This is a genomic window from Agromyces sp. ISL-38, from assembly GCF_018613935.1.
Taxonomy (GTDB): Bacteria; Actinomycetota; Actinomycetes; order Actinomycetales; family Microbacteriaceae; genus Agromyces.
Genome location: NZ_JAGGPF010000010.1, coordinates 166165 through 188695, shown reverse-complemented (window position 1 = coordinate 188695; position 22531 = coordinate 166165). Strand labels below are relative to the sequence as shown.

Annotated in this window: 18 protein-coding genes and 2 tRNA genes; 9 read left to right on the top strand and 11 right to left on the bottom strand. The window is 68.9% G+C overall.

Annotated features, from left to right (window positions below; all coding sequences use genetic code 11):
* Positions 1-95: 95 nt before the first annotated feature.
* The 3 genes from J7E25_RS11170 to J7E25_RS11160 all read right to left on the bottom strand — a co-directional run bounded on the left by J7E25_RS11170 (position 96) and on the right by J7E25_RS11160 (position 2532).
* Positions 96-1130 (bottom strand): TerC family protein, encoded by a 1035-nt coding sequence (locus J7E25_RS11170; protein ID WP_214870225.1) that lies wholly within the window; start codon positions 1128-1130, stop codon positions 96-98.
* A gap of 351 nt (positions 1131-1481) precedes the next feature.
* Positions 1482-1554 (bottom strand) — tRNA-Glu (locus J7E25_RS11165).
* Between the two features lie 75 nt (positions 1555-1629).
* Positions 1630-2532: a diacylglycerol kinase family protein gene (locus tag J7E25_RS11160; protein WP_214870224.1), complete on the bottom strand. Its 903-nt coding sequence runs from the start codon at positions 2530-2532 to the stop codon at positions 1630-1632.
* A 61-nt stretch (positions 2533-2593) separates the two neighbouring features.
* Between J7E25_RS11160 and J7E25_RS11155 the strand changes: the two genes are divergently transcribed.
* Complete coding sequence (locus J7E25_RS11155) at positions 2594-3229, top strand: MBL fold metallo-hydrolase (RefSeq protein ID WP_214870598.1); 636 nt, start codon at positions 2594-2596, stop codon at positions 3227-3229.
* A gap of 7 nt (positions 3230-3236) precedes the next feature.
* On the opposite strand, the gene J7E25_RS11150 is transcribed toward J7E25_RS11155, so the two are convergent.
* The 5 genes from J7E25_RS11150 to J7E25_RS11130 form a co-directional block, all read right to left on the bottom strand.
* On the bottom strand, positions 3237-5543 hold the full coding sequence (locus J7E25_RS11150; protein ID WP_214870223.1) for a transglycosylase domain-containing protein: 2307 nt from the start codon (positions 5541-5543) through the stop codon (positions 3237-3239).
* Between the two features lie 223 nt (positions 5544-5766).
* Positions 5767-5838, bottom strand: a tRNA-Gln gene (locus J7E25_RS11145).
* An 89-nt stretch (positions 5839-5927) separates the two neighbouring features.
* On the bottom strand, positions 5928-6887 hold the full coding sequence (locus J7E25_RS11140; protein WP_214870222.1) for an NAD(P)/FAD-dependent oxidoreductase: 960 nt from the start codon (positions 6885-6887) through the stop codon (positions 5928-5930).
* Positions 6884-8398: a glutamate--tRNA ligase gene (gene gltX, locus J7E25_RS11135; protein ID WP_214870221.1), complete on the bottom strand. Its 1515-nt coding sequence runs from the start codon at positions 8396-8398 to the stop codon at positions 6884-6886. The genes J7E25_RS11140 and gltX overlap by 4 nt, the downstream gene beginning before the upstream one ends.
* 59 nt (positions 8399-8457) lie before the next feature.
* Positions 8458-9399, bottom strand: a complete 942-nt coding sequence (locus J7E25_RS11130) for a LysR family transcriptional regulator (RefSeq protein WP_215005130.1) — start codon at positions 9397-9399, stop codon at positions 8458-8460.
* Positions 9400-9481: 82 nt separating this feature from the next.
* Between J7E25_RS11130 and J7E25_RS11125 the strand changes: the two genes are divergently transcribed.
* Positions 9482-10513, top strand: coding sequence for an aminotransferase class V-fold PLP-dependent enzyme (locus J7E25_RS11125; RefSeq protein ID WP_214870219.1), 1032 nt, complete (start codon positions 9482-9484; stop codon positions 10511-10513).
* A gap of 27 nt (positions 10514-10540) precedes the next feature.
* Here J7E25_RS11125 and J7E25_RS11120 read toward each other — a convergent pair whose 3' ends face one another.
* Both J7E25_RS11120 and J7E25_RS11115 read right to left on the bottom strand, forming a co-directional pair.
* On the bottom strand, positions 10541-11482 hold the full coding sequence (locus J7E25_RS11120) for a BadF/BadG/BcrA/BcrD ATPase family protein (protein WP_214870218.1): 942 nt from the start codon (positions 11480-11482) through the stop codon (positions 10541-10543).
* Positions 11479-12693 (bottom strand): ROK family transcriptional regulator, encoded by a 1215-nt coding sequence (locus J7E25_RS11115; protein WP_214870217.1) that lies wholly within the window; start codon positions 12691-12693, stop codon positions 11479-11481. The genes J7E25_RS11120 and J7E25_RS11115 overlap by 4 nt, the downstream gene beginning before the upstream one ends.
* Before the next feature lie 319 nt (positions 12694-13012).
* Between J7E25_RS11115 and J7E25_RS11110 the strand changes: the two genes are divergently transcribed.
* The 7 genes from J7E25_RS11110 to J7E25_RS11080 all read left to right on the top strand — a co-directional run bounded on the left by J7E25_RS11110 (position 13013) and on the right by J7E25_RS11080 (position 21733).
* Complete coding sequence (locus tag J7E25_RS11110) at positions 13013-14689, top strand: ABC transporter substrate-binding protein (RefSeq protein ID WP_214870216.1); 1677 nt, start codon at positions 13013-13015, stop codon at positions 14687-14689.
* A gap of 83 nt (positions 14690-14772) precedes the next feature.
* Complete coding sequence (locus tag J7E25_RS11105) at positions 14773-15762, top strand: ABC transporter permease (RefSeq protein WP_214870215.1); 990 nt, start codon at positions 14773-14775, stop codon at positions 15760-15762.
* A 9-nt stretch (positions 15763-15771) separates the two neighbouring features.
* On the top strand, positions 15772-16731 hold the full coding sequence (locus tag J7E25_RS11100) for an ABC transporter permease (protein ID WP_214870214.1): 960 nt from the start codon (positions 15772-15774) through the stop codon (positions 16729-16731).
* A 32-nt stretch (positions 16732-16763) separates the two neighbouring features.
* Positions 16764-17651, top strand: coding sequence for an ABC transporter ATP-binding protein (locus tag J7E25_RS11095; RefSeq protein ID WP_214870597.1), 888 nt, complete (start codon positions 16764-16766; stop codon positions 17649-17651).
* Positions 17648-18439, top strand: coding sequence for an ABC transporter ATP-binding protein (locus J7E25_RS11090; protein WP_214870213.1), 792 nt, complete (start codon positions 17648-17650; stop codon positions 18437-18439). The genes J7E25_RS11095 and J7E25_RS11090 overlap by 4 nt, the downstream gene beginning before the upstream one ends.
* Positions 18436-20904, top strand: coding sequence for a glycoside hydrolase family 2 protein (locus tag J7E25_RS11085; protein ID WP_214870212.1), 2469 nt, complete (start codon positions 18436-18438; stop codon positions 20902-20904). Before J7E25_RS11090 ends, J7E25_RS11085 begins: the two co-directional genes overlap by 4 nt.
* Positions 20888-21733 (top strand): LacI family DNA-binding transcriptional regulator, encoded by an 846-nt coding sequence (locus J7E25_RS11080; protein WP_214870211.1) that lies wholly within the window; start codon positions 20888-20890, stop codon positions 21731-21733. The genes J7E25_RS11085 and J7E25_RS11080 overlap by 17 nt, the downstream gene beginning before the upstream one ends.
* Positions 21734-21751: 18 nt before the next feature.
* Here J7E25_RS11080 and J7E25_RS11075 read toward each other — a convergent pair whose 3' ends face one another.
* Complete coding sequence (locus J7E25_RS11075) at positions 21752-22528, bottom strand: fumarylacetoacetate hydrolase family protein (protein WP_214870210.1); 777 nt, start codon at positions 22526-22528, stop codon at positions 21752-21754.
* Positions 22529-22531 lie beyond the last annotated feature (3 nt).

Sequence of the window (22531 nt, the reverse complement as noted above, 5' to 3'; positions counted from 1 at the left end):
TTCCGGGCGCCGGCCCGAGCACCCCCCGTGGGCGCCGCCCACCCACGCTAGCAACTCCCGCGTCATCGTGCCGAACCCGTGTGGATACGTCACCGCTAGCGGTGGTGCGAATCCTCGGTGAAATGCGGCACTTCGTCCATGAGCTTGTGGCCGCGCTGCTGCGCGTCGATGCGTGCCTTCACGAGGCTTGCCACCGTCGCGACGGCCATCGCCGCCACGATCACGATGAGCGACGTCCAGGTCGAGATCTCGGGCGCCCACTCGATGTGCTCGCCGCCGTTGATGAACGGGAGCTCGTTGCCGTGCATGGCGTGCAGCACGAGCTTCACGCCGATGAAGGCGAGGATGAACGCGATGCCGTACTTCAGGTACTCGAGGCGCTCGAGCAGTCCGCCGAGGAGGAAGTAGAGCTGGCGCAGGCCCATGAGTGCGAAGAGGTTCGCGGTGAACACGATGAACGGGCTCTGCGTGATGCCGAAGATGGCCGGGATCGAGTCGAGCGCGAAGAGCAGGTCGGTCGTGCCGATCGCGACGAAGACGATGAGCATCGGCGTGAAGAACTTCCTGCCGTCGATGACGGTGCGCAGCTTCACGCCGTCGTACTCGTCGGTGAGGCGTACTCGCGTGCGCAGCATCCGGACCACGAACGTCTCGGATTCTTCGTCTTCGTGGCTGTCGCGAACCTGCTGGATGGCCGTCCAGACGAGGAAGGCACCGAAGATGTAGAAGATCCACGAGAAGTTCTCGATGAGCGCGGCGCCGAGCAGGATGAAGATGCCGCGGAGGACGAGCGCGATGATGATGCCCACCATGAGCACCTCCTGCTGGTACTTCCGGGGCACCGAGAACCTCGCCATGATGATGACGAAGACGAACAGGTTGTCGATCGACAGGCTGTACTCGGTCAGCCAGCCGGCGAGGAACTGCCCTGCGTGCTCGGCGTCGCCCAGCACGAACATGAGCCCGGCGAAGACGAGCGCGAGCGCGACGTAGAACACCACCCAGAGGCTCGACTCACGCATCGAGGGCACATGCGGCCGCTTGAGCACGAGGAGTAGGTCGCCGACGAGGATGAGCGTCAGGACGACGAGCGATCCGATTTCGAACCAGATGGGGAGGTCGAGTTGCACGAGGGGCCTTTCGGGGATTCGGGGACGGCGGAATCCGAAAGTCTCTCCCTGCGCTGCACGTGCAGCCTCCACGACCGGAGCGGCTGCGACGGCGCTCGTATTGACGAATCGTGAATCGAGACGGATGCCTCGCGGGATACTCCCCTTCGCTCGCACGAGTCTAGCCGACACGACCACCGAGATTCGAACCCCGGATGCTTGCATCATCGCGGTGCGGCCTCCGCTCGGGCACGGCTCGCTGCAACTGCCGGCCGGGCAGCTCGATGGCGTCGGCCGACCGATACGGCCCGGAAATGCCGAATGCCCTCGCGAAAGGCGAGGGCATTCGTGGCGTTGTCTGACAACTCAGCGTGACCCCAGCGGGATTTGAACCCGCGCTGCCGCCGTGAGAGGGCGGTGTCCTAGGCCGCTAAACGATGGGGCCGAATTGACAACTTGAAGAGTATGACACAGCCGCCGGGCCGCCGCAAAATCGGTGCGGGCGCGGCATCCGCCGGCCTCACCTGAAGATCGAGACGGCCCCCGGAACGATGTCGATGTCGATCGGAAGCGGCCCGATGCGCTCACCGTCGGCGTACGCGATGATGTCGTCGGCCTCGATTCGCACATGCTTCGCGTGCACGAACTCGACGGCCGGATGATCGGTGTGCCGACCCGCGAAGACCTTCGGGAAGACGGCGATGAGCCCCGCCCGCGAGAGCGGATGCACGATGAACACGTCGAGGAGCCCATCGGTGAGATCGGCGTGCGGCACGATGCGCATGCCGCCGCCCAGCGACGAGTTGTTCGCGACCGAGACGAGCATGGCGCGCTGCGTGCGGGTCACTCCGTCGATCGTGAGCGTGTAGGTGCGCGGCCGGAAGGTGGCGAGCTCGCGCACGAGGGCGATCGTGTATCGGCTCGCGCCGCGCGGGCGCGACATCCGATTCGCCCGCTCGTTCACGAGGGCGTCGAACCCGGCCGAGACGACGCTCGCGAACCAGGTTCGGAGCTCGCCGTGGCGGATGACTCCCGCGTCGATCGCCACCGGCGGGCGTGCGAGCGCGGCCAGCAGGGCCTCGGTGGCCTCGGCCGGGTCGTCGTGCGGCAGTCCCAAGCCTCGAGCGAGATCGTTGCCCGTGCCGGCCGCGACGACGCCGAGCGGCACACCGGTCTGTGCGACGAGGTTCACGCCGAGCGACACCATGCCGTCGCCGCCGACCACGATGAGCCCGTCGGTGCCGTGTGCGAACGCCGACTCGGCCTCACGCCGCAAGAGCTCGAAGTTGGCCTCGCGCAGCATCGCGACCTCGAATCCCTCTCGCGTCAGTCGCTCGACGACCACAGGGCCGACCGCGCGATTGCGTCCGAACGAGGCGGCCGGATTGACGGCGACGAGCAGGCGCCGAAGGGGTCGGGTCATGCTGCGATTCTGGCAGTCCACCGGCTTGCGGATCGACCGGGAGGCGGTGTTGGCTCGAGGCATGCGCCTCACCAAGCTCGAACACGCCGCGCTCGTCGTGGAGGACTCCGGCCACAAGCTGTACATCGACCCCGGGTCGTATACGACGCCCATTACCGAGTCGAGCGGCGCGGTCGCCGTCGTGATCACCCACGAGCACCCCGACCACTGGACGCCCGAGCATCTCAGCCGCATCGTCGAGGCGAACCCAGGGGTGCGCATCTTCGGCCCGGCGGGAGTCGCGGCGGCGGCAGGTGATTTCCCCGTCGAGACGGTCGCGGCCGGCGACGAGGTCGAGGTCGGGCCGTTCCGCTTGCGATTCTTCGGCGGCACGCACGCCGTGATCCACCCCAGCATTCCGATCATCGACAACGTCGGCGTGCTCGTGAACGACTCGCTCTACTTCGCCGGCGATTCGTTCACCGTCCCCGACGTCGAGGTCGACGTGCTGGCAGTGCACGCCAATGCGCCGTGGATGAAGATCAGCGAGGCGATGGACTACGTCGTCGCGATCGCTCCCAAGCGCGCGTTCCCGACGCACGAGATGCTGCTCTCGCGCGCCGGCAAGTCGACGGCGAACCTGCGCCTGAAGTGGGCGACCGAGCAGGGCGGCGGCGAGTACCTTCCGCTCGAGCCCGGCGACGCGATCGACTTCTGAGCCGGGGCTAGCCCGGCTTGTCGGGCTTGCCTCCCGGCTTCCCGCCCTGCTCCTCGCCGGGCTGGCCCTGTTCGCCTCCGGTGTCGCCGCCCCCCGAGTCGGGTGCGGGCGTGGCCGCTTGCGGCCCGGCCTGCCCCGGCCCCGCCTCCGTGAACCCGGCGCCGCCGTACTTCGCCGCGGCCACCGACATCACCGCCGGCCACATCCGGTGCCTGGCCGTGGCGGCCTGCCCGCTGTCGAAGTAGATCCCGCGCTGGTTCGCCTCCCCGTTCACGCTCACGACGGCGGCGGCGGTCGCGACCCTGGAGCTCGCCCCGACCATCCAGGTGTCCTTCGCGCCGTCGGTCGTGCCGGTCTTGCCGATGAGCGGCACGCGCGGGGAAGTGCCCTGCCACGACTGCTGTGCCGTGCCGCTCGTCATCACGCGGGTCAACGCGTAGTGCATGCCCGCTGCCACCTCGGGCGAGACCGACTGGGTGCATGTCGACTTCGGCGCGGGGATCTCTGCGCCGTCGCGCACGATCCGATCGATGGCGATGGGGCTGCAGGTGACACCGTTGTTGGAGATGCCGGCGAAGGCGACCGCCATGCTGAGCGGCGCGACCTCATTGATGCCGATCACCGCCGAGGCGCTCTGCACCAGCGGATCCCCGTCGGCTCGGTGCATCCCGAACGCCTCTGCGGTCTTGCGGATGCCGCAGAGGTCGAGCTGCTTCGCCATGCCGATGTAGCCGGTGTTGATCGACTGGATCGTCGATTCGAGGGCCGTGTAGTTGGCGCCGGACTCGTTGGCGTCGTTCCTGGGGTTCCAGTGCTCGCTGTCGTAGTTCTGCGGGCCGAGGCAGCTGTCGCGGAAGGTGCCCCAGTTCGCCTTGGGCCGGGAGTCGACGCGCTGGTTGAGGGAATGGCCCTCGTTCAGCCATTGCGCGAGGGTGAACACCTTGTACGACGAGCCCGGCTGGAATCCGCGGGATCCGCCGTTCGTGAAGTCGGTGTTGTAGTTGATGCTCGTGAACTGCGGACCCGAATCCAGGACGGCAGGGTCTTGGCTGTAGGTCTTGTTCTGCGCCATCGCGAGCACGCGTCCGGTGCCGACCTCGACGCTCGAGACCACCGCGCCGACATCCCATCCGGGATAGACCTGCGGCACGTTCTGGCCGATCGTGGTCTCCGCAGCCATCTGGAGGTCGAGGTCGAGGGTCGTGTAGACGTCGTACCCTCCGCGGCGGAAGTTCAGGAACCGCGTCGCCTCGTCTTCGCCGAAGATGGGATCCTGCTGGAGGATGTTCTTCACGTAGTCGCAGAAGTAGGCGCTTCCGCCGGCCGTCTGGCACCCGGTGCTCGGCTCCGTGATTGCCGGCTGCACCGGGGTGGCGATGGCCTCGTCGTACTCGGCCTGCGTGATCTTCTTCTCGCTCAGCATCGCGCCGAGGATGTAGTTGCGTCGGGCGAGATTCTCGGCGTAGCCGTTCGCGGCGCCGTTCGTCTCGCTGGTCGGTGTGTCGAGCTGGAACTTGACGGGGTTGTTCACGATGGCCATGAGTGACGCGGCTTGCGCGAGGGTGACGTTCGCGGCGCTCGTGCTGAAGTAGTAGTTCGCCGCCGCTTCGATGCCGTAGACGGTTCCACCGAATCCGGCGATGTTCAGGTAGCCGAGGAGGATCTCACTCTTGCTGTATCGCTTCTCGACCCCGATCGCGAGCCGCATCTCCTTGAGCTTGCGGTCGATCGAGGTCTCGGTGACCTTGTCGTAGCATCCGGCCTTCTCCTCCTCGTCGGCGGCGTTCCGCTCGCATTCCTGCACACGTACGTTCTTCACGTACTGCTGGGCGATCGACGAGCCGCCCTGGGTCTCCCGGCCGGCTGCGGTGGTGAGGGCGGCGCGGATCGTGCCCTGCAGGTCGACACCGCCATGTTCGTAGAACCGGGGATCCTCGCCGGCGACGGCGGCGTCTTTGACGTACCGGCTGATGGCGTCCCAGCCCACCTCGACGCGGTTCTGGTCGTAGAAGGAGGCGAGGAGCAGCGGGGTGCCATCGGATGTCGTGGCGTAGATGTTGCTCTTCTCCGAGAGCTCGCCGATCTCGAGGTAGCTCGGCAGGTTCTCGAACATGCCGATGGTGCCGGTGGTCGCCAGCCCGACGGTCGCGAGCGCAGGGGTCATCCCCGCGACGACGAGCATCGCGGCCCCGGTGCTCGCGACGACGAGCCCGATGAATCCACCGATGACGCCGGAGAAGGTTCGGCTCTCGGTGAAGTCGCGGTTGCGCTTGTTGCGGGTGACCATGTTCCGGGTGACCAACGGACTCACCACCCCCAAGCCTCTTCGCCCGCGAATGACGATGCACTCCGGTGCCGCGGGCCCCATGCTCCACATCGTGTCATCGTCTTATGCAACAGTAGCGCGGACACGTTGTCGAGAGGGTCGCATCGGGGTCGCCATCGCTGAGATTCGACCACACCGATGCCCGTGACGGCCGGCGATCGCGGACACGAAAAAAGGCCCGGAATTCCGGGCCTCGATCGCTTCGAACCAGCTGGGGTACCTGGACTCGAACCAAGAACAACGGTACCAGAAACCGCCGTGTTGCCAATTACACCATACCCCAATGGCGGGAACCGAAGCCCCGCGCCGACATGCAACTCTAGCCTACGGATCGCACCCGGTCCAAACTGAGCGCGCGCCGCGGTGCGAGGCTCAGAGGGGGCCGAGCAGGTCGCGGTTGACGGTCGCCGCGACCGTGGCGCCCTCGCCCGCCGCGACGATGAGTTGCTCGGGTCCGGGCGGCGTGACGTCACCCGCTGCGTAGACGCCCGGCACGTTCGTTCGCCCCCTGCCGTCGACGATCACGAGGCCGTCGGGGTCGAGCTCGAGCGCGAGTCCGTTGATCGCGGTGATCGCCGCGCGCCACGCGGGTCGCACGAATCCGCCCGTGCGCGCATCGAACGAGCCGTCGGCGAAGCGCACTCCCGTCATGCGCCCTTCGGCGCCCTCGACGTCGGTGATGGGCCTTCGGTCGACGCGGATGCCGCGAGCGGCAAGTGCTGCCTCCTCGCGGTCGCTGACCGTGCCGACGTCGTTGGTGCACACGAGGAGGTCGCTGCTCCACTGCGAGATGAGCACGGCGCGTTCGGCGAGGTCGTCACTCTCGCCGAGGAGCACGAGCGGCGCGTCCGACTTCTCGTAGCCGTCGCACTCGACGCAGCTGTGCAGTTGCGTGCCGTACCAGGCCCGGATGCTCGGCAGGGCGGGCAGCGTCTCCACGAGCCCGGCCGCGAGCACGAGGGCGGCCGACGTCACGTCGAGGGGGGCGGCACCGCGCACGCCGCGGCCCGTGAGCCGGAATCCGCCGCCGGCGAGCGGGGCGATGGCGTCGACGGATGCCGCGTGGAATCGAGCTGCGGGATATGCCTCGAACTCCTCGCGCCCGAGTCGCCGGAGCTCGAGCGGCGGGAGACCGTCGCGAGTGAGGAATCCGTGCGAGGCGAGCGTCGCGGCGTTCCGCGGACGGTTGCTGTCGACGAGCAGGGTCGAGCGGCGCGCACGCACGAGGTTGAGCGCCGCGGAGAGGCCCGCAGGCCCGGCGCCGATGACGGCGACCTCGACGTCGGACGGACCCGCCGGGGCATCCGTCGCCGACTCGAGCCCTTCGCTCATGCCGTCAGCGCCATGAGTCGGTCGATGCGTTCGAGCGAGTCGATCTTGCCGAGGATCTGCATCGACTCGAAGAGCGGCGGCGAGACGCGACGACCCGAGATCGCGGTGCGCACGGGGCCGAACGCGACGCGCGGCTTGAGGCCCAGGCCGTCGACGAGGGCGCCGCGCAGCGCCTCCTCGATCTGCTCGTGGGTCCACGCCTCGGCGGGCAGCCGCTCGAGGGTGACCCGAGCCGCGGCGAGCACCGACTGGGTGTCGGCCGGGAGTGCTGCGACGGCGGACTCGTCGTACTCGAGGCCCGCGGCATCGGTGAACAGGAAGCCGAGCATGCCGGGAGCCTCACCGAGCAGGGTGATGCGCTCCTGCACGAGCGGTGCCGCCTCGACGAGCACCGCCTCCTCTGCCGGGGTGACCGGCGTGGAGACCGCGCCCGCGGCCTGCAGGTACGGCACCGTGCGAGTCACGAACTCGGCGATGTCGAGCCGGCGCAGGTGGTCGCCGTTGATCGCCTCGGCCTTCTTCAGGTCGAATCGGGCGGGGTTCGGATTCACGTCGGCGACGTCGAACTTCGCGATGAACTCCTCGCGGCTGAATACGTCGCGGTCGGCAGAGAAGCCCCAGCCGAGCAGGGCGAGGTAGTTGAGCAGGCCCTCGGGGATGAATCCGCGATCACGGTGGTGGAAGAGGTTCGACTCGGGATCGCGCTTCGAGAGCTTCTTGTTGCCGTCGCCCATCACGTAGGGCAAGTGGCCGAAGCGCGGCACGAAGGGCGCGACGCCGATGTCGATGAGCGCGTGGTAGAGCGTGATCTGGCGCGGCGTCGACGAGAGCAGGTCTTCGCCGCGGAGCACGTGCGTGATGCCCATGAGCGCATCGTCGACGGGGTTCACGAACGTGTAGAGCGGCGCGCCGTTCGGACGCACGGCCACGAAGTCGGTCGTCGAGCCGGCCGGGAAGTCGATGCGGCCGCGCACGAGATCGTCGAACGCGAGCTCCACGTCGGGCACTCGCATGCGGAGCGCAGGCTCCCGGCCCTCGGCACGGAATGCCGCACGCTGCTCGTCGGTGAGGTCGCGGTCGAAGTTGTCGTAGCCGAGCTGCTTCGGCCGGCCGGCGGCCTCGTTTCGCGCGTCGATCTCCTCGGCCGTGGAGTAGCTCTCGTAGAGGTGGCCGGCGGCCTTCAGCTTCTCGATGATCTCGGCGTAGAGCTCGCTGCGCTGCGACTGCCGATAGGGCGCGTGCGGCCCGCCGATGCCGACGCCCTCGTCCCAGTCGAGGCCGAGCCACGTGAGCGCGTCGACGAGCTGCTCATAGCTCTCCTCACTGTCGCGAGCCGCGTCGGTGTCTTCGATGCGGAACACGAACGTGCCGCCGGTGTGCCGCGCATACGCCCAGTTGAAGAGGGCCGTTCGAACGAGGCCGACGTGCGGCGTGCCGGTGGGTGAGGGGCAGAAGCGCACACGGATGTCGCTGCCGGTGGCGGTGGTCGTGGGGTGAGCTGTCTCAGGCATACGCCTCAATCGTACCGAGGCGCGCCACTCAGGGAATCGCGCACTCGGCGCGACCCGGCTCAGCCGGCCGCGAGCGCCTCCAGTGCGGCGAGGGTCGCGCCGATCGCGGGCACCCGCTCTGCGCCGCGAGCGGTCACGAGGTGCAGCGAACGCACGTCGGCTCGCGCGGTCGGCCGGGTCACGATGCCCGGATGCCGCGGCGACGCCTCGAGCGCGAGCGCCGGCAGCAGCGCGACGCCGAGCCCTTGCGCGACCATGCCCTCGACGGCGACGAAGTTGTCGGTCTCGAACGCGATCCGCGGCGTGAAGCCGGCGGCGCCCGCGAGTTCGAGCAAGTGGCCGCGGCAGCGGGGGCATCCGGCGATCCAGGGCTCGCCTGCGAGCCGATCGAGCATGATGACGTCGGATTCGGCGGCGGGATGCCCCTCGGGCAGCACGAGCTGCATCGGCTCATCGCCGTACGCGCGCACGTCGAGGCCTCGCGCGCTCGCCCGGTGCGGGTCGTCGCGATCGCCGGGATAGCTGAAGGTGATCGCGAGATCAGCGCGGTCGGCGCGCACCGCTTCGACCGCCTCGGGCGGCTCCGCCTCGACATACGTGACGGCGACGCCCGGATACTCGCTCGCCAGCGACGCGATCAGCCGCGGCACGAGCGTGGCCGACGCCGAGGGGAACGCGACGAGCCGCACCCGGCCGGCACGGAGTCCGCGGATCTCGGCGAGCTCGCCCGCCGCCGCCTCGAGCGCCGTGGTGACGGCGAACGCGTGCCGGGCGAGCACCCGGCCCGATTCGGTGAGGCGGATGCCACGGCCCACCCGCTCGACGAGGGCGATGCCGGTGCGCTCCTCGAAACGCTGCAACTGCTGGCTCACGGCGGGCTGGCTGTAGCCGAGGGACGCCGCCGCAGCCGTGAGCGATCCGTGTTCGGCGATCTGGCGCACGACCCGCACGGTCTGCAGGTCGAGGGTGGCGGCAAGGTGTTCCACGGAGGCGTCGGACATGCCGGAATCATAACGCGACGGCATGCATTCGATCACTCACCTGTTCTTGTCGAATGGATGCTGCGGTGCCGAGACTTGTGCCATGCACCCCGCTCGCCAGCGTTTCGCCTCAGGCCGCGGCTACCTCGCCGCCTGCACCCTCGGACTTCCCGCCGACGTCACCCGTGACGCCGTGCGGCGCGACCTCGAACGGTGGTCGACCGGCGCCGCGACGGCCGCCGAGTACTCCGCCGTGCTCGAACGCGCCCGCGGACATGCGGCGACGCTGCTCGGCACGACGCCCGATCGCATCGCCACGGGCTCGCAGGTCTCGGTGTTCGCGGGGCTCGCCGCGGCATCCGCCCCGAGCGGAGCCGAGGTGCTGTGCGTCGACGGCGACTTCTCGTCGATCGTCGCCCCGTTCCTCGCGCGCGGCGACCTCCGCGTGCGGCACGTGCCCCTGCGCGAGCTCGCCGACGCCGTCACCGCGCAGACGTGGCTCGTGTCGTTCTCGCTCGTGCAATCGGCCACCGGCGAGGTCGCCGACGCGGCATCCGTCGTCGCCGCCGCCCGACCGGCCGGGGCGCTCACCCTCATCGACACGACGCAGGCCACCGGCTGGATGCCCACGACCGGCCTCGGCGCCGATCTCATCGTGTGCCACTCGTACAAGTGGCTGTCCGCTCCGCGCGGAGCCGCGTTCGCAGCCGTCTCCGATCGCGTGCTCGCCGAGTTCAGGCCGCACGTCGCCGGCTGGTATTCGGGCGACGACCCGTGGGCCTCGTGCTACGGGCCCGAGCTGTACCTCGCAGCCGACGCACGCCGATTCGACGTCTCCCCCGCGTGGCACGCCTGGGCGGGCGCCGAGGCGGCGCTCGGCTTCACGGTGTCGCTCGACCTCGAGGAGGTGCGGCGACACGATGTCGGGCTGGCGAACGCGTTCCGCGAGCGCATCGGGCTCGCGGAATCCGACAGCGCCATCGTCACCTGGCCCGACGAGCACGGCGACGAGCTCGCCGCCCTCGGCGCTGCCGGCATCACGGCATCGGGCCGGGCCGGCCGCGCTCGCGTCGCCTTCCACCTCTGGAACGACGACGACGACGTCGACCTGGCCGCTCGCGCGCTCGGGCGCTGAGGCGCAGGCACGAGCGCCCTCGGTGGCTCACTGGGCCGCCGTGCTGACCATCGCGGCGAGCGGATGCCCCGCCGACACGTCGAGCAGCCGGGCGACCCCGTCGATCGGCGCGCCGAGCGGGGCGGCGAGCCCCTCGCCGCGACCGCGTTCCGCGAGCGCCGCGACGAGCGCGCCCCGCAGGTACACCGAGCCCCGGACGATGCCGCCGACCGCGCTCACTCGGATCGCGTCGCCGTCGGCGTGGCCCGCGCCTTCGAGTGCTGCAGCGGCGGAATGCGCGAGCTCGCGAGCTGCCCCGGTCACGATCTCGGCCGCAACAGGGTCACCGGACTCGGCGGACTCGACGACGGGTCTCGCGAACGACGCGATGCGCGACACTCGGCGATCGTCGCCCTGCATCCGCATGTAGAGGTCGTCGAGCTTGCCGAACGCCTCCACGGCGAGCGCGGCGAGCACCGTGGCGTCGCCCCTGCCGTCGTAGCTGCGGAGCGCTGCGTCGAGCCCGGCTCGGCCGATCCAGTACCCGCTGCCGGCGTCGCCGAGCAGCGAACCCCAACCGTCGACCTTGGCCGCGCCGCGCGCCGTGACCGCGAGGGTGACGACGCCGGTCCCGATGGCGAGCACGACGCCGGGCTCATCGCCGTTGGCGGCGAGGTATCCGCTCACCGAGTCGTGCGCGACCGCGACGCGGCGCACGCCGAGCGCGGCGACCGACTCCAGCAGCGGGATCGGCCGGGCGGCCGCGGGCGTGAGCCCGGAGAGACCGACCGCCAGTTCGGTGATCTCGAGCGCGTGCTCTCGCACGAACGCGTGGGCGACCTCGGAGATCTGCTCGAGCACGGGTCGATCGGTGAGCACGCCGGGCGTCTCCACCTCGAGCTGCTGCCCGGCGTGCGCGAATCGCAGCCGCATTCCGCTCTGCCCGCCATCGATCGACAGGCGTGCGCCCGTGCCCGTTCCCGTCGTCACGCCAGGGTCACCGATTGCAGTGAACGCGGCGAGAGCTGCTCCTGCAGCACCATCGTGGCTGCACCGAGCGCCGCGGCATCCGTTCCGTTGACCGACATGCGCACCGACACCTGCTGCAGGTGACGGGAGAGCGCACGCTCGCCCACGATGCGCTGGATCGTGCGCACGTAGATGGCCCCGACCTTCTCGAATGCGCTGCCCGCGAGCACGAGGTGGTCGAGATCGATGATGTTGACGAGCGACACGATGGCCTCGGCGAGGTATTCGGCCGAGTCCTCGATGAGTGCGAGGGCGAGCGCATGTCCTGTGATCGCCGCTTCGGCGACCGCCGCGAAGTCGGTCGCCGCGACGCCGGTGAACTCGAGGTCGATGCCGCCGGTCGCCGCGGCTTCGCGCGCGCGGGCGATGACGGCATGCGGGCCGGCGTAGAGCTCGACGCATCCTCGGTTGCCGCACGGGCATTCGGGGCCACGGGCGTCGACGCTCACGTGCCCCAGCTCACCGACGTTCGACCTCGAGCCGCGATAGACAGTGCCGTCGAACACGATGCCCGCGCCGATTCCGGTGCCCATGTAGACGGACGCGTACGTCGAGCCGACCTCGGTCGCCCCGAGCCAGAACTCGCCGAGCGCCGCGGCCGTGGCGTCGTTGTCGAGCACGCACGAGAATCCGGTGAGTCGCGAGAGCTCAGCGGTGAGGGGGAACTCGCTCCACGCCGCGAGCGACGGAGCGCCGACGATGACGCCCGCCTCGCGGTCGATCGGCCCCGGCGCCGCGATGCCCAGGCCGACGACGGCTGAACGATCGATGTCGAGGCCGTCGAGGAGATGCGCCAGGTCGTCGGCCATGCGGCGCACGTAGTCGGCTGGGCCGAGGGCTCCCGGCCCGTCGATGCCCAGCCTGCCGATGATCGTGCCCGCGAGGTCGGCCACGACGAAGGTCGAGGAGTCGGCGCCGAGGTCGACGCCGACACCGAAGCGCGAGGCCGGGTTGATCTCGAGCCGCATGCGCGGCTTGCCACCCGATGATTCGCCGCGACCCGTCTCGGAGACGACGCCGTCGGCGAGCAGTTCACGCACGAGGTTGGAGATCGTCGCTTGCGTGAGCCCCGTGAGCTCCGCGAGCTCGACACGGCTGATCGGCCCCTGGGACCTGATCAGGTCGAGGGCACGCCCCTTCGACGAACCACGCCGCCGCATCGTCTCTGCCACATCAGGAATACTAACTTAAATTGCTTTATTTAGCCATCAAAGAAAGCAGGCGAGGCCGACGTACGCGCCACTCAAGTGTGGAGCAGCGCGCGCGAGAACTCCAGCCACCCGGGCGGCGAGCCTCGAAGGACTGAGATCTCGCGTGCCAGCCGAATGGCCCGCCTCGAGGTCTCCGCGCTCCGAGCAACTTACTTGACACACATACTTTAGTCGCCTAAGAAAGTACTCAGCGGTTTGCCGAACCCGCGCACCAAGCGCCTCGCACTCACGGCCGCGCACCGTCACAGCACCGTGACACCCTTCGATGAAAGGTTCAACGATGTCCCTGAAGTCACGCAGAGGCGCAAGGTCGATCCTTGCCCTCGCCTCCCTCGCGACCGCGGCGCTCGCGCTCTCGGCCTGCTCGCCCGCCGCAAGCGGCGCCGGCGGCACCTCGATCACCGTCACCGCAAGCACCGGCACGCTCACCGAGAACTTCAACCCGTTCTCCCCCACTGCGCTGCCCTCCACCAACGGCGTGATCTTCGAGCCGCTCTACTGGTACAACGCGGCATCCGAGGCCGAGCCCACGCCGATCCTCGCGACCGACTACTCGTGGAACGACGACGGCACCGAGCTCACCATCACCACACGCGAGGGCGTCAAGTGGTCGGATGGCGAGGACTTCACCGCGGCGGATGTCGCCTTCACCTTCAACCTCGTCGCCGAGACACCCGAACTGAACACCTCGGGGTCCGCTGCGACTGCCGAGGCGATCGACGACACGACGGTCGTGCTGCACTTCCCGGAGCCGTCGTTCATGCAGGAGCCGAGCGTGCTCGGCAACCGCGGCATCGTGCCCGAGCACATCTGGAAGGACGTCGCCGACCCCACCACCGAGGTCAACTCCGACGCGGTCGGCACCGGACCGTTCGTGCTCAAGGAGTTCACCGCCCAGAGCTACCTGCTCGAGAAGAACGAGCACTACTGGGACAAGGGCAAGCCCGCGATCGACAAGGTGCGCTTCGTCTCCCTCGACTCCGCGGATGCCGCGGCGGCCGCGCTCATCGCCGGCAAGGTCGACTGGATGAGCGCGTACCTGCCCGACCTCGAGCAGCTCTTGAAGGACCACGACAACCTCAGCTACGTGAACACCCCCGCGCTGACGACCTCGATCTTCACGTGCTCCAATGCCGAACTCGGATGCACCGGCCCGCAGACCGACCCAGCCGTGCGCCAGGCGATCTACCACGCGATCAACCGCGACCAGCTCAACCAGCTCGCGGGCGGCGGCTTCGCCGGCACGAGCTCCCCGACGATGGTGATCCCCGGCCGCGACGACAACTGGATCACCGACCCCGAGCTCGCGACGTCGCCGTCGAGTGCCGACGTCGACGAGGCATCCGCGATCCTCGACGCAGCAGGCTGGGTTGCCGGCGCCGATGGAATCCGTGAGAAGAACGGCGAACGACTGAGCCTCACCGTGCAGACGGTGTCGGGCTGGAGCGACTACATCTCGCTGAATGACGCCATGTCGCAGCAGCTTGCAGCGGTGGGCATCGAGCTCAAGCCCGTGCAGCTCGCCTGGAACGAGTGGAACAACAACCAGATGATGGGCACGTTCCAGCTCTCGCTCGACTCGATCGGCCTGCAGCCCTCGAACAACCCGTACTTCGTCTACAACAAGTGGTACGCGACCGACCAGACCCTCCCCGTCGGCGAGTCGGCGAGCGCCGGCAACAGCTCCCGGTACTCGAACCCCATCGTCGACGAGGCGATCCATGCGGCCGCAGTGACGATCGATGAGGCGGCCCAGAAGGAGCAGTATGCGACCATCCAGGCGGAGATCTCCCGCGACCTGCCCTACATCCCGATCTACGTGAACTCGATGCTCACCGAGTTCAACACGGATCGCGCCACCGGCTGGCCGACGAACGACGACAAGTTCGCGCTGCCCGCCACGTGGAAGAACTGGGACAACGGGATCGTCCTCAAGGAACTGCAGCCGGCGAAGTGACGACCGGGTGAAGACCGGTGCCGCCCGTCCACCGGGCGGGCGGCACCGCACCCCGACCGCACTCGACCGAGAGACTCCGCCTCATGCGCCATCTGCTCCAGAAGCTCGGCTTCTACCTCATCGCCCTGTGGGCTGCGATCAGCCTCAACTTCTTCATCCCCCGGTGGATGCCGGGCAACCCCGTCGACATCATGCTCTCCAAGCTCGCCCAGCGCGGACCGGTCACCCCCGAGACCCGCAGGGCGATCGAGCTCCTCCTCGGCGGCGACAGTTCGCTGCCCCTCTTGGACCAGTACTGGCAATATCTCGGCCAGGTGCTCGGCGGCGACCTCGGGGTGTCGGTGGCCTACTTCCCGACGCCCGTCGTGCAGGTGATCGACCAGACCCTGCCGTGGACCATCGGACTCATCGGCATCTCCACCGTCATCTCCTTCCTCTTCGGCATCGGGCTCGGCCAGCTCGCCGGCTGGAAGCGCGGCTCCTGGCTCGACAACGTCGTGCCGGTGACGACGATGTTCCAATCGGTGCCCTACTTCTGGCTCGCCCTCATCCTCCTGTTCGCCTTCGGCAGCATCTGGCAGATCTTCCCCCTGAACGGCGGGTACGACGTGTGGGAGGTCTCGCCCGGCTGGAGCCCCGAGTTCATCGGCAGCGTCATGTACTACGGCACCCTGCCGGCGCTGACAATCGTGATCTCTTCGATCGGCGGCTGGATGCTCGGCATGCGCAACATGATGGTCTCGACCCTGTCGGAGGACTACATCGTGACCGCAGAGGCGAAGGGCCTGAAGCCCCGCCGCATCATGACGAACTACGCCGCACGCAACGCGGTCCTGCCCTCCGTCGCCGGGTTCGCCATCTCGCTCGGCTTCGTGGTCGCAGGTTCGATTGTGACCGAGGCCGTCTTCTCGTACCCGGGCATCGGGTCGGCGCTCCTCCAGGCCGTCAACAGCAACGACTATGCGCTCATGCAGGGCATCTTCCTCGTGATCACCCTCTCGGTGCTCGGTGCGAACCTGCTCGTCGACCTGCTCTACACCGTCATCGACCCGCGCACCCGCGCCCGAGCATAGGAGGACGACATGACCGGACTCACCGAAGCACCCGCACTCGTCAGCGGCGCCGCCAGGTTGCGCTCCCTCGGGCGTTCGATGCCCGAGATGACCCCGAAGCTCGCCGCCGGACTCGGCATCGCCGCACTCATCGTGCTCTTCGGGCTCGTCGGCCCGCTGCTCGTCGGCAACCCCTCGACGGTGAACGACGTCGGCTTGTCGGCACCCAGCGCCGAGTTCCCGCTCGGCACGACCCAGACCGGCCAGGACGTGCTCGCCCAGCTCGCCCACGCCACCCGCGGCTCGCTCACGATCGGCCTCATCGTCGGGGTGCTCGTCGTGGCGCTCTCGGCGTTCTTCGGCATCGTCGGCGCCTACGCTGGCGGCTGGATCGACGAGTCGTTCTCGCTTATCAGCAACGTCATGCTCGTGATCCCCGGGCTCCCGCTCGTCATCATCATCTCGAGCTACGTGCCCGACAAGAGCCTCCTGCTCGTCGCGGTGGTGCTCGCCATCACCGGCTGGGCGGGCTCGGCCCGGGTGCTCCGTGGATTCACGCTCAGCCTGCGCAATCGCGACTACGTTGCGGCCGCGCGGGTGTCGGGCGAGAAGCCATGGCGCATCCTCTGCGTCGAGATCCTGCCGAACCTCGTGCCGCTGCTCGCCTCGCAAGCGGTCTTCGCCGTCATCTTCGCGATCCTCGGCGAAGCCGGACTCTCCTTCCTGGGTCTCGGCGCCTCGGGTTCGTTCACGTGGGGCACCATGCTCTACTACGCGCAGAACGGACTCGCACTCCGGCTCGGGGCCTGGTGGTGGTTCGTGCCGCCGGGGCTGCTCATCGCCCTCTTCGGCGCTGCGCTCTCGCTCATCAACTTCTCGATCGACGAGATCATCAACCCGAAGCTGCGCGCGCAGACTCGCCAGACCCGCAAGTCCTGGGGTCTCTCGCGGGCTGAGCTCCGCCGCGTCGCGAAGGAGGACGAGCTGTGATCCGCGACACCCCGAACCCCGACACCCGCGCGATGCACGCCGTCGCGGCATCCGCTCCTTCCTCGCCCGAGCAGAACCCGGTGCTCACGATCTCGGATCTCAGCATCGACTACCTCGGCGAGCCCACTGTGCACGCCGTCAAGCACGTCTCGCTCAGCCTAGGGCGCGGGGAGATCCTCGGGCTGGCCGGTGAGAGCGGGTGCGGGAAGACCACGCTCGCCTATGGCGTCAATCGGCTGTTGAAGCCGCCGGCGGTCATCTCCTCGGGGAACGCGGTCTTCCACTCCCGCGAGGGCTACTCGATCGACCTCGCCTCGCTCGAGGGCGAAGACCTGCGGGCGTTCCGCTGGAGCCGGATCTCCATGGTGTTCCAAGGGGCGATGAACTCGCTCAACCCGGTGATCTCGATCCGCGCGCAGCTCGAGGACATCTTCACGACCCACCGCCCCGACCTCCCGAAGCGCGAGCGACGCCGCCGTTGCGCTGAGCTACTCGAGCGCGTCGGCGTCGACCCCTCACGGCTCACCTCCTTCCCGCACGAGCTCTCGGGCGGCATGCGGCAGCGCGTCATGATCGCGATGGCGATGGCGCTCGACCCGCAGATCATGATCATGGACGAGCCGACGACCGCCCTCGACGTGGTCGTGCAGCGCGAGATCCTGAGGGAGATCACGAGGCTCCGCGCGGAGCTCGGGTTCGCCGTGATCTTCATCACCCACGACCTGCCGCTCCTGCTCGAGATCTCCGACCGCATCGCCGTCATGCGGGCCGGTGAGATCGTGGAGCTCGCCGACGCCGGCGAGCTCTACACGAACCCGCAGCACGACTACACGAAGCAACTGCTCGCGTCGTTCCCGAGCCTCACCGGCGACCGCGGGGACTTCGTGCGCAGCGGCGTGAAACAGGAGGTGGCGTCATGAGCGCGCTCGAGTTCCGTTCCGTCACGAAGGAGTACCGCTTGCGAGGCGGATTCCGCAGCCGCACGCTGACCGCGGTCGACGACGTGGACTTCCGCATCGAGGCCGGACGCACGACCGCGCTCGTCGGACAGTCGGGAAGCGGCAAGTCGACGATCGCGAAGCTCATCCTGCAGCTCGAGCGACCGACACGCGGACAGATCCTGCTCGACGGCTCGCCGATCCGGCGCCGCGGGGCCGGCCTCGTCGCCTACCGGAGCGCCGTGCAGATGGTCTTCCAAGACCCGTTCGCGTCACTGAATCCGTACCACACGGTCTTCCACCACCTCGCCCGCCCGCTCGTGCTGCACGGAATGGCGCGCGGAGAGGCCGAGGTGTCCCGACGGGTCGGAGCCCTGCTCGAGCGCGTGCAGCTCGAGCCCGGCATCGCCCGGCGCAAGCCCCACGAGCTCTCGGGCGGCCAGCGTCAGCGCGTCGCGATCGCGCGCGCCCTCGCACCGCAACCGCGGATCCTCATCGCCGACGAGCCGGTCTCGATGCTCGACGTCTCGATCCGCCTCGGCGTGCTGAACCTCCTCGCCGAGTTGCAGCGCGAGGAGGACCTCGGAGTGCTCTACATCACCCACGACCTCGCGACCGCCCGCCATTTCTCCGATGAGATCCTCGTGATGTTCCGCGGTGAGATCGTCGAGCGCGGACCTGCCGACGACGTCATCCTCGCGCCGAAGCACGAGTACACGAAACTGCTCGCAGAAGCCGCGCCCAACCCAGAGAAGAGACGAGCCGCATGACGTTCCATTCCCTCGACTCCGCCGACGGAGCCGACTGGTTCCTCGCCGCGACCGCCGGAGCTGCACCCGGCGCATTCACGAGAGAGATCGCGGCCCGAGTGCCGGGCCAGGTGCACCTCGACCTCGTGGCCGCCGGCAGCATCCCCGACCCGTACGACGGCGCCAACGAGACGCAACTCGCGTGGATCGGTCGCACCGACTGGCGGTACCGCACCGTGTTCGACTGGCACGACGACGGACACACCCGGCATGACCTCGTCGCGCTCGGGCTCGACACGGCGGCGACCATCCGGCTCAACGGGCAACTCGTCGCCAGCACCGCGAACCAGCACCGCTCGTACCGCTTCGACGTGCGCGACGCACTCGTCGACGGCTCGAACGAGCTCGTCGTCGAGTTCAGGGCTCCCCTCGACTTCGCCGACGAACAGGCGAAACTGCTCGGGGCCCGTCCCCACGTCAACCAGCACCCGTTCAACGCCATGCGCAAGATGGCCTGCGACTTCGGCTGGGACTGGGGCATCGACCTGTCCTCCTCGGGCATCTGGAAGTCGATCGGCATCGACTCCTGGTCAGGGGTGCGCATCGCGGGCGTCCGGCCGCTCGTCGAGGTCTCGGCGCCGGCCGGTGATCGCGCGAGCGGTCGGCTCGACGCACGGGTCTCGCTCGAGTGGGCGGATGCCGCATCCGCCGTCGATACCGAGATCACCGTTCAGGTGGCGGGCACCACCGTGACAGCGCTCGCACCCGCCGGCACGACCGAGCTCGGCGTCGTCGTGGACGCGGGCGAGATCGACCTGTGGTGGCCGCGCGGTTACGGCGCGCAACCACGCTACGAAGTGACCGTGACCGCCGGCGACGACCGGTGGTCGGCGCTCGTCGGCTTCCGCTCGGTGCAGCTCGACACGACTCCGGACGAACTCGGCACTCGGTTCACCGTCATCGTGAACGGGCGGGAGGTCAACATCCGCGGCGCGAACTGGATCCCCGACGACACCTTCGTCACGCGGGTCGGCCCCGAGCGCTACCTCGCGCGAGTGAACGACGCGGTGGAGGCCAACATGAACCTCCTGCGGGTGTGGGGCGGCGGCCTCTACGAACACGACGACTTCTACGACATCTGCGATGAGCTCGGGATGCTCGTCTGGCAGGACTTCCTCTTCGCGTGCGCCGCCTACGCCGAGGAGGAGCCGTTGCGCGGCGAGGTGGAGGCCGAGGCGCGCGAGCAGGTGGCCCGGCTGTCGCGGCATCCGTCGCTCGTGCTCTGGAACGGGTGCAACGAGAACATCTGGGGATACCTCGAGTGGGACTGGCGTCGCCGTCTCGAGGGGCGCACGTGGGGCGAGGGCTACTACTTCGACCTGCTGCCCTCGATCGTCGCCGAGCTCGACCCGACCCGTCCTTACTCCCCCGGCAGCCCGTTCTCGTTCATGCGGTACGCCCACCCGAACGACGCGCGGCACGGCACCATGCACCTCTGGGACGTTTGGAACGAGCGCGACTACACCGCGTATCGCGAACACGAACCGCGGTTCGCGTCGGAGTTCGGCTTCCAGGGGCCGCCCGCCTGGACGACCCTCACGGGCGCCGTGCACGATGAGCCGCTCGACCCTTACGGCGAACAGATGCTGGTGCACCAGAAGGCCGACCAGGGCAACATCAAGCTCGAGCGCGGACTCGGCGCCCATCTGCCGAAGTGGCGCAACATCGACGAATGGCACTTCGCGACGCAGCTGAACCAGGCTCGAGCGATCGCCTTCGGCATCGAGCACTTCCGCTCGCTCCACCCGCGCAACACGGGCCAGATCGTGTGGCAGTTGAACGACTCCTGGCCGGTGATCTCGTGGGCTGCCGTGGACTTCTCGGGCATCCGCAAGCCCGCGTGGCACGCCTTGCGCCGCGTGTACGGCGACCGGTTGCTGACCGTGCAGCCGCACGACGGCGGGGCTGTCCTCGTCGCGCACAATGACCGCGACGAAGGCTGGCGCGGCGAGGTCGAGGTCACGCGCATGACCCTCGACGGCGACCGGCTGGCCACTGAGACGCACACGCTCGACCTCGGGGCGCGTGAGTCGGCGCGGTTCCCGCTCGGCGCGGAGTTGCTGGCGACGACGGATGCCGCGGGCGAGTTCGTGCTCGCACGCGCAGGCGATGACGTGGCCGACGCGCCGTGGTATTTCTCCGAGGACCCGAAGCTGAGGCTCCGGTCGCCCGCCGACGCGTTGGCGGCGACGTGGACCGCCGGCGACGACGGCACCGTGCGATTGAGCGTGACCGCGGCGTCGCTCGTGAAGGACCTGGTGCTGCAGGCCGACCGCATCGCTCCCGGCGCGCGAGTCGACTCCGGTCTCGTCACCCTGGCGCCGGGTGACTCGCACACCTTCCTCGTCACCGGAACAGGGGGTGCCGAACTCGCGGGACACGATCGCTTCCCGACGCTATGTTCGGTGAATGACCTCATTGCATAGCGCCGATGTCGAGGCATCCGTCGGCCTGTGTCTGCACCAGCCTCGCCGGCGCGTGCCCATGGAACCGTTCTGGCAACGATTCATCACGGGTGCTGAGGAAGCTCTCGCCGCCCGCGGGCACCGACTGCTCATGAAGGTCGTGGAGTCGCTCGACGACGAGGTTCGCGTGCACGCGCGCTGGCACGAAGAGCGACGAGTGCGGGGGGTCATCGTCGCCGACCTGACTCCCGCCGACCCGCGCCTCGCATCCCTCTCGGCACTGGGCATGCCGGCCGTCGCGCTCGCGCGACCCGACGACGCACCGGGGTTCTCGACGTTCACCGACGACAACGTCGAGATCGTCGATCGGGTGGTCGCCCACCTCGCCGAGCGCGGGCACCGGCATCTCGCTCGCGTGACGGGCCCCGCGATGTACGTGCACACGCAGTTGCGCGACGAGGCGTTCGCCCGGTCGTGCGAGGCACGCGGTATTCGGCACGAACGGCACGAGGCCGACTTCACCGCCGACAGCGGGGCTGCGGCGACCCGCGGGCTCGTCACCCGCGCCGACGCCCCGTCGGGGATCCTGTTCGACAACGACGTCATGGCACTCGCCGGCCTCGAGGTCTGCAGGGAGCTCGAGCTCGCGGTGCCCGAGCGCGTGGCGATCGTGGCGTGGGACGATTCGGTGGCGTTGCAGCTGGCGAACCCCACCGTGACCGCGCTCGCCCACGATCTCACCCGCTACGGCCGCGGGGCGACCGAACTCCTCCTCGACACGATCGCCGACGGGCGTGTGCGCACCGGTCGAGCCGAACCGCCGAGGCTCGTCATTCGCGAATCGACGTGAACGTGCCGTGCCGCCGGCTCAGAGTTCGGCCGCACGCACCGGGTTCGAGAGGGTGCCGAGGCCCGAGACCGTGATCTCGACGACGTCGCCCGAGACGATCGGACCGACGCCCGCCGGCGTACCGGTGAGGATCACGTCGCCGGGGAGCAGCGTGAACACGGATGACGCATAGGCGACGATCGCCGGGATCGAGTGCACCATGTCGGCCAGGCGCCCCTCCTGCCGGCGCTCGCCGTTCACGCTCGTCTCGATCGTGCCGTGCTCGAGATCGATCTCGGTGTCGATCACGGGACCGAGCGGGCAGAACGTGTCGAAGCCCTTCGCCCGTGCCCATTGGCCGTCGCTGCGTTGCAGGTCGCGCGCAGTGACGTCGTTCGCGATCGTGTACCCGAAGATGAACGCGTCGGCATCTTCTTCGGCGACGTTCTTCGCGATGCGGCCGATGACCACCGCGAGCTCGCCCTCGTGTTCGACCTGCTTGCTCTGCCGCGGCAGTGCGATCGTGTCATCGGGACCGATGACCGAGGTGTTCGGCTTCAGGAAGAGCAGCGGCTCTGACGGGGCGTCGCCGCCCATCTCGGCAGCGTGGTCGCGGTAGTTCCTGCCGACCGCGACGATCTTCGAACGCGGGATCACGGGCGCGAGCAGCTTCACGTCGGCGAGCCGCACGCGCTCCCCCGTGGTCTCGAACCCGGCGAACATCGGGTCGGCCTTCAACACGACGAGCTCGTGCTCCTCTTCATCGACGACGCCGAATGCGATGGAATCGCCGTGACTGAATCGCGCGAGCTTCATGCG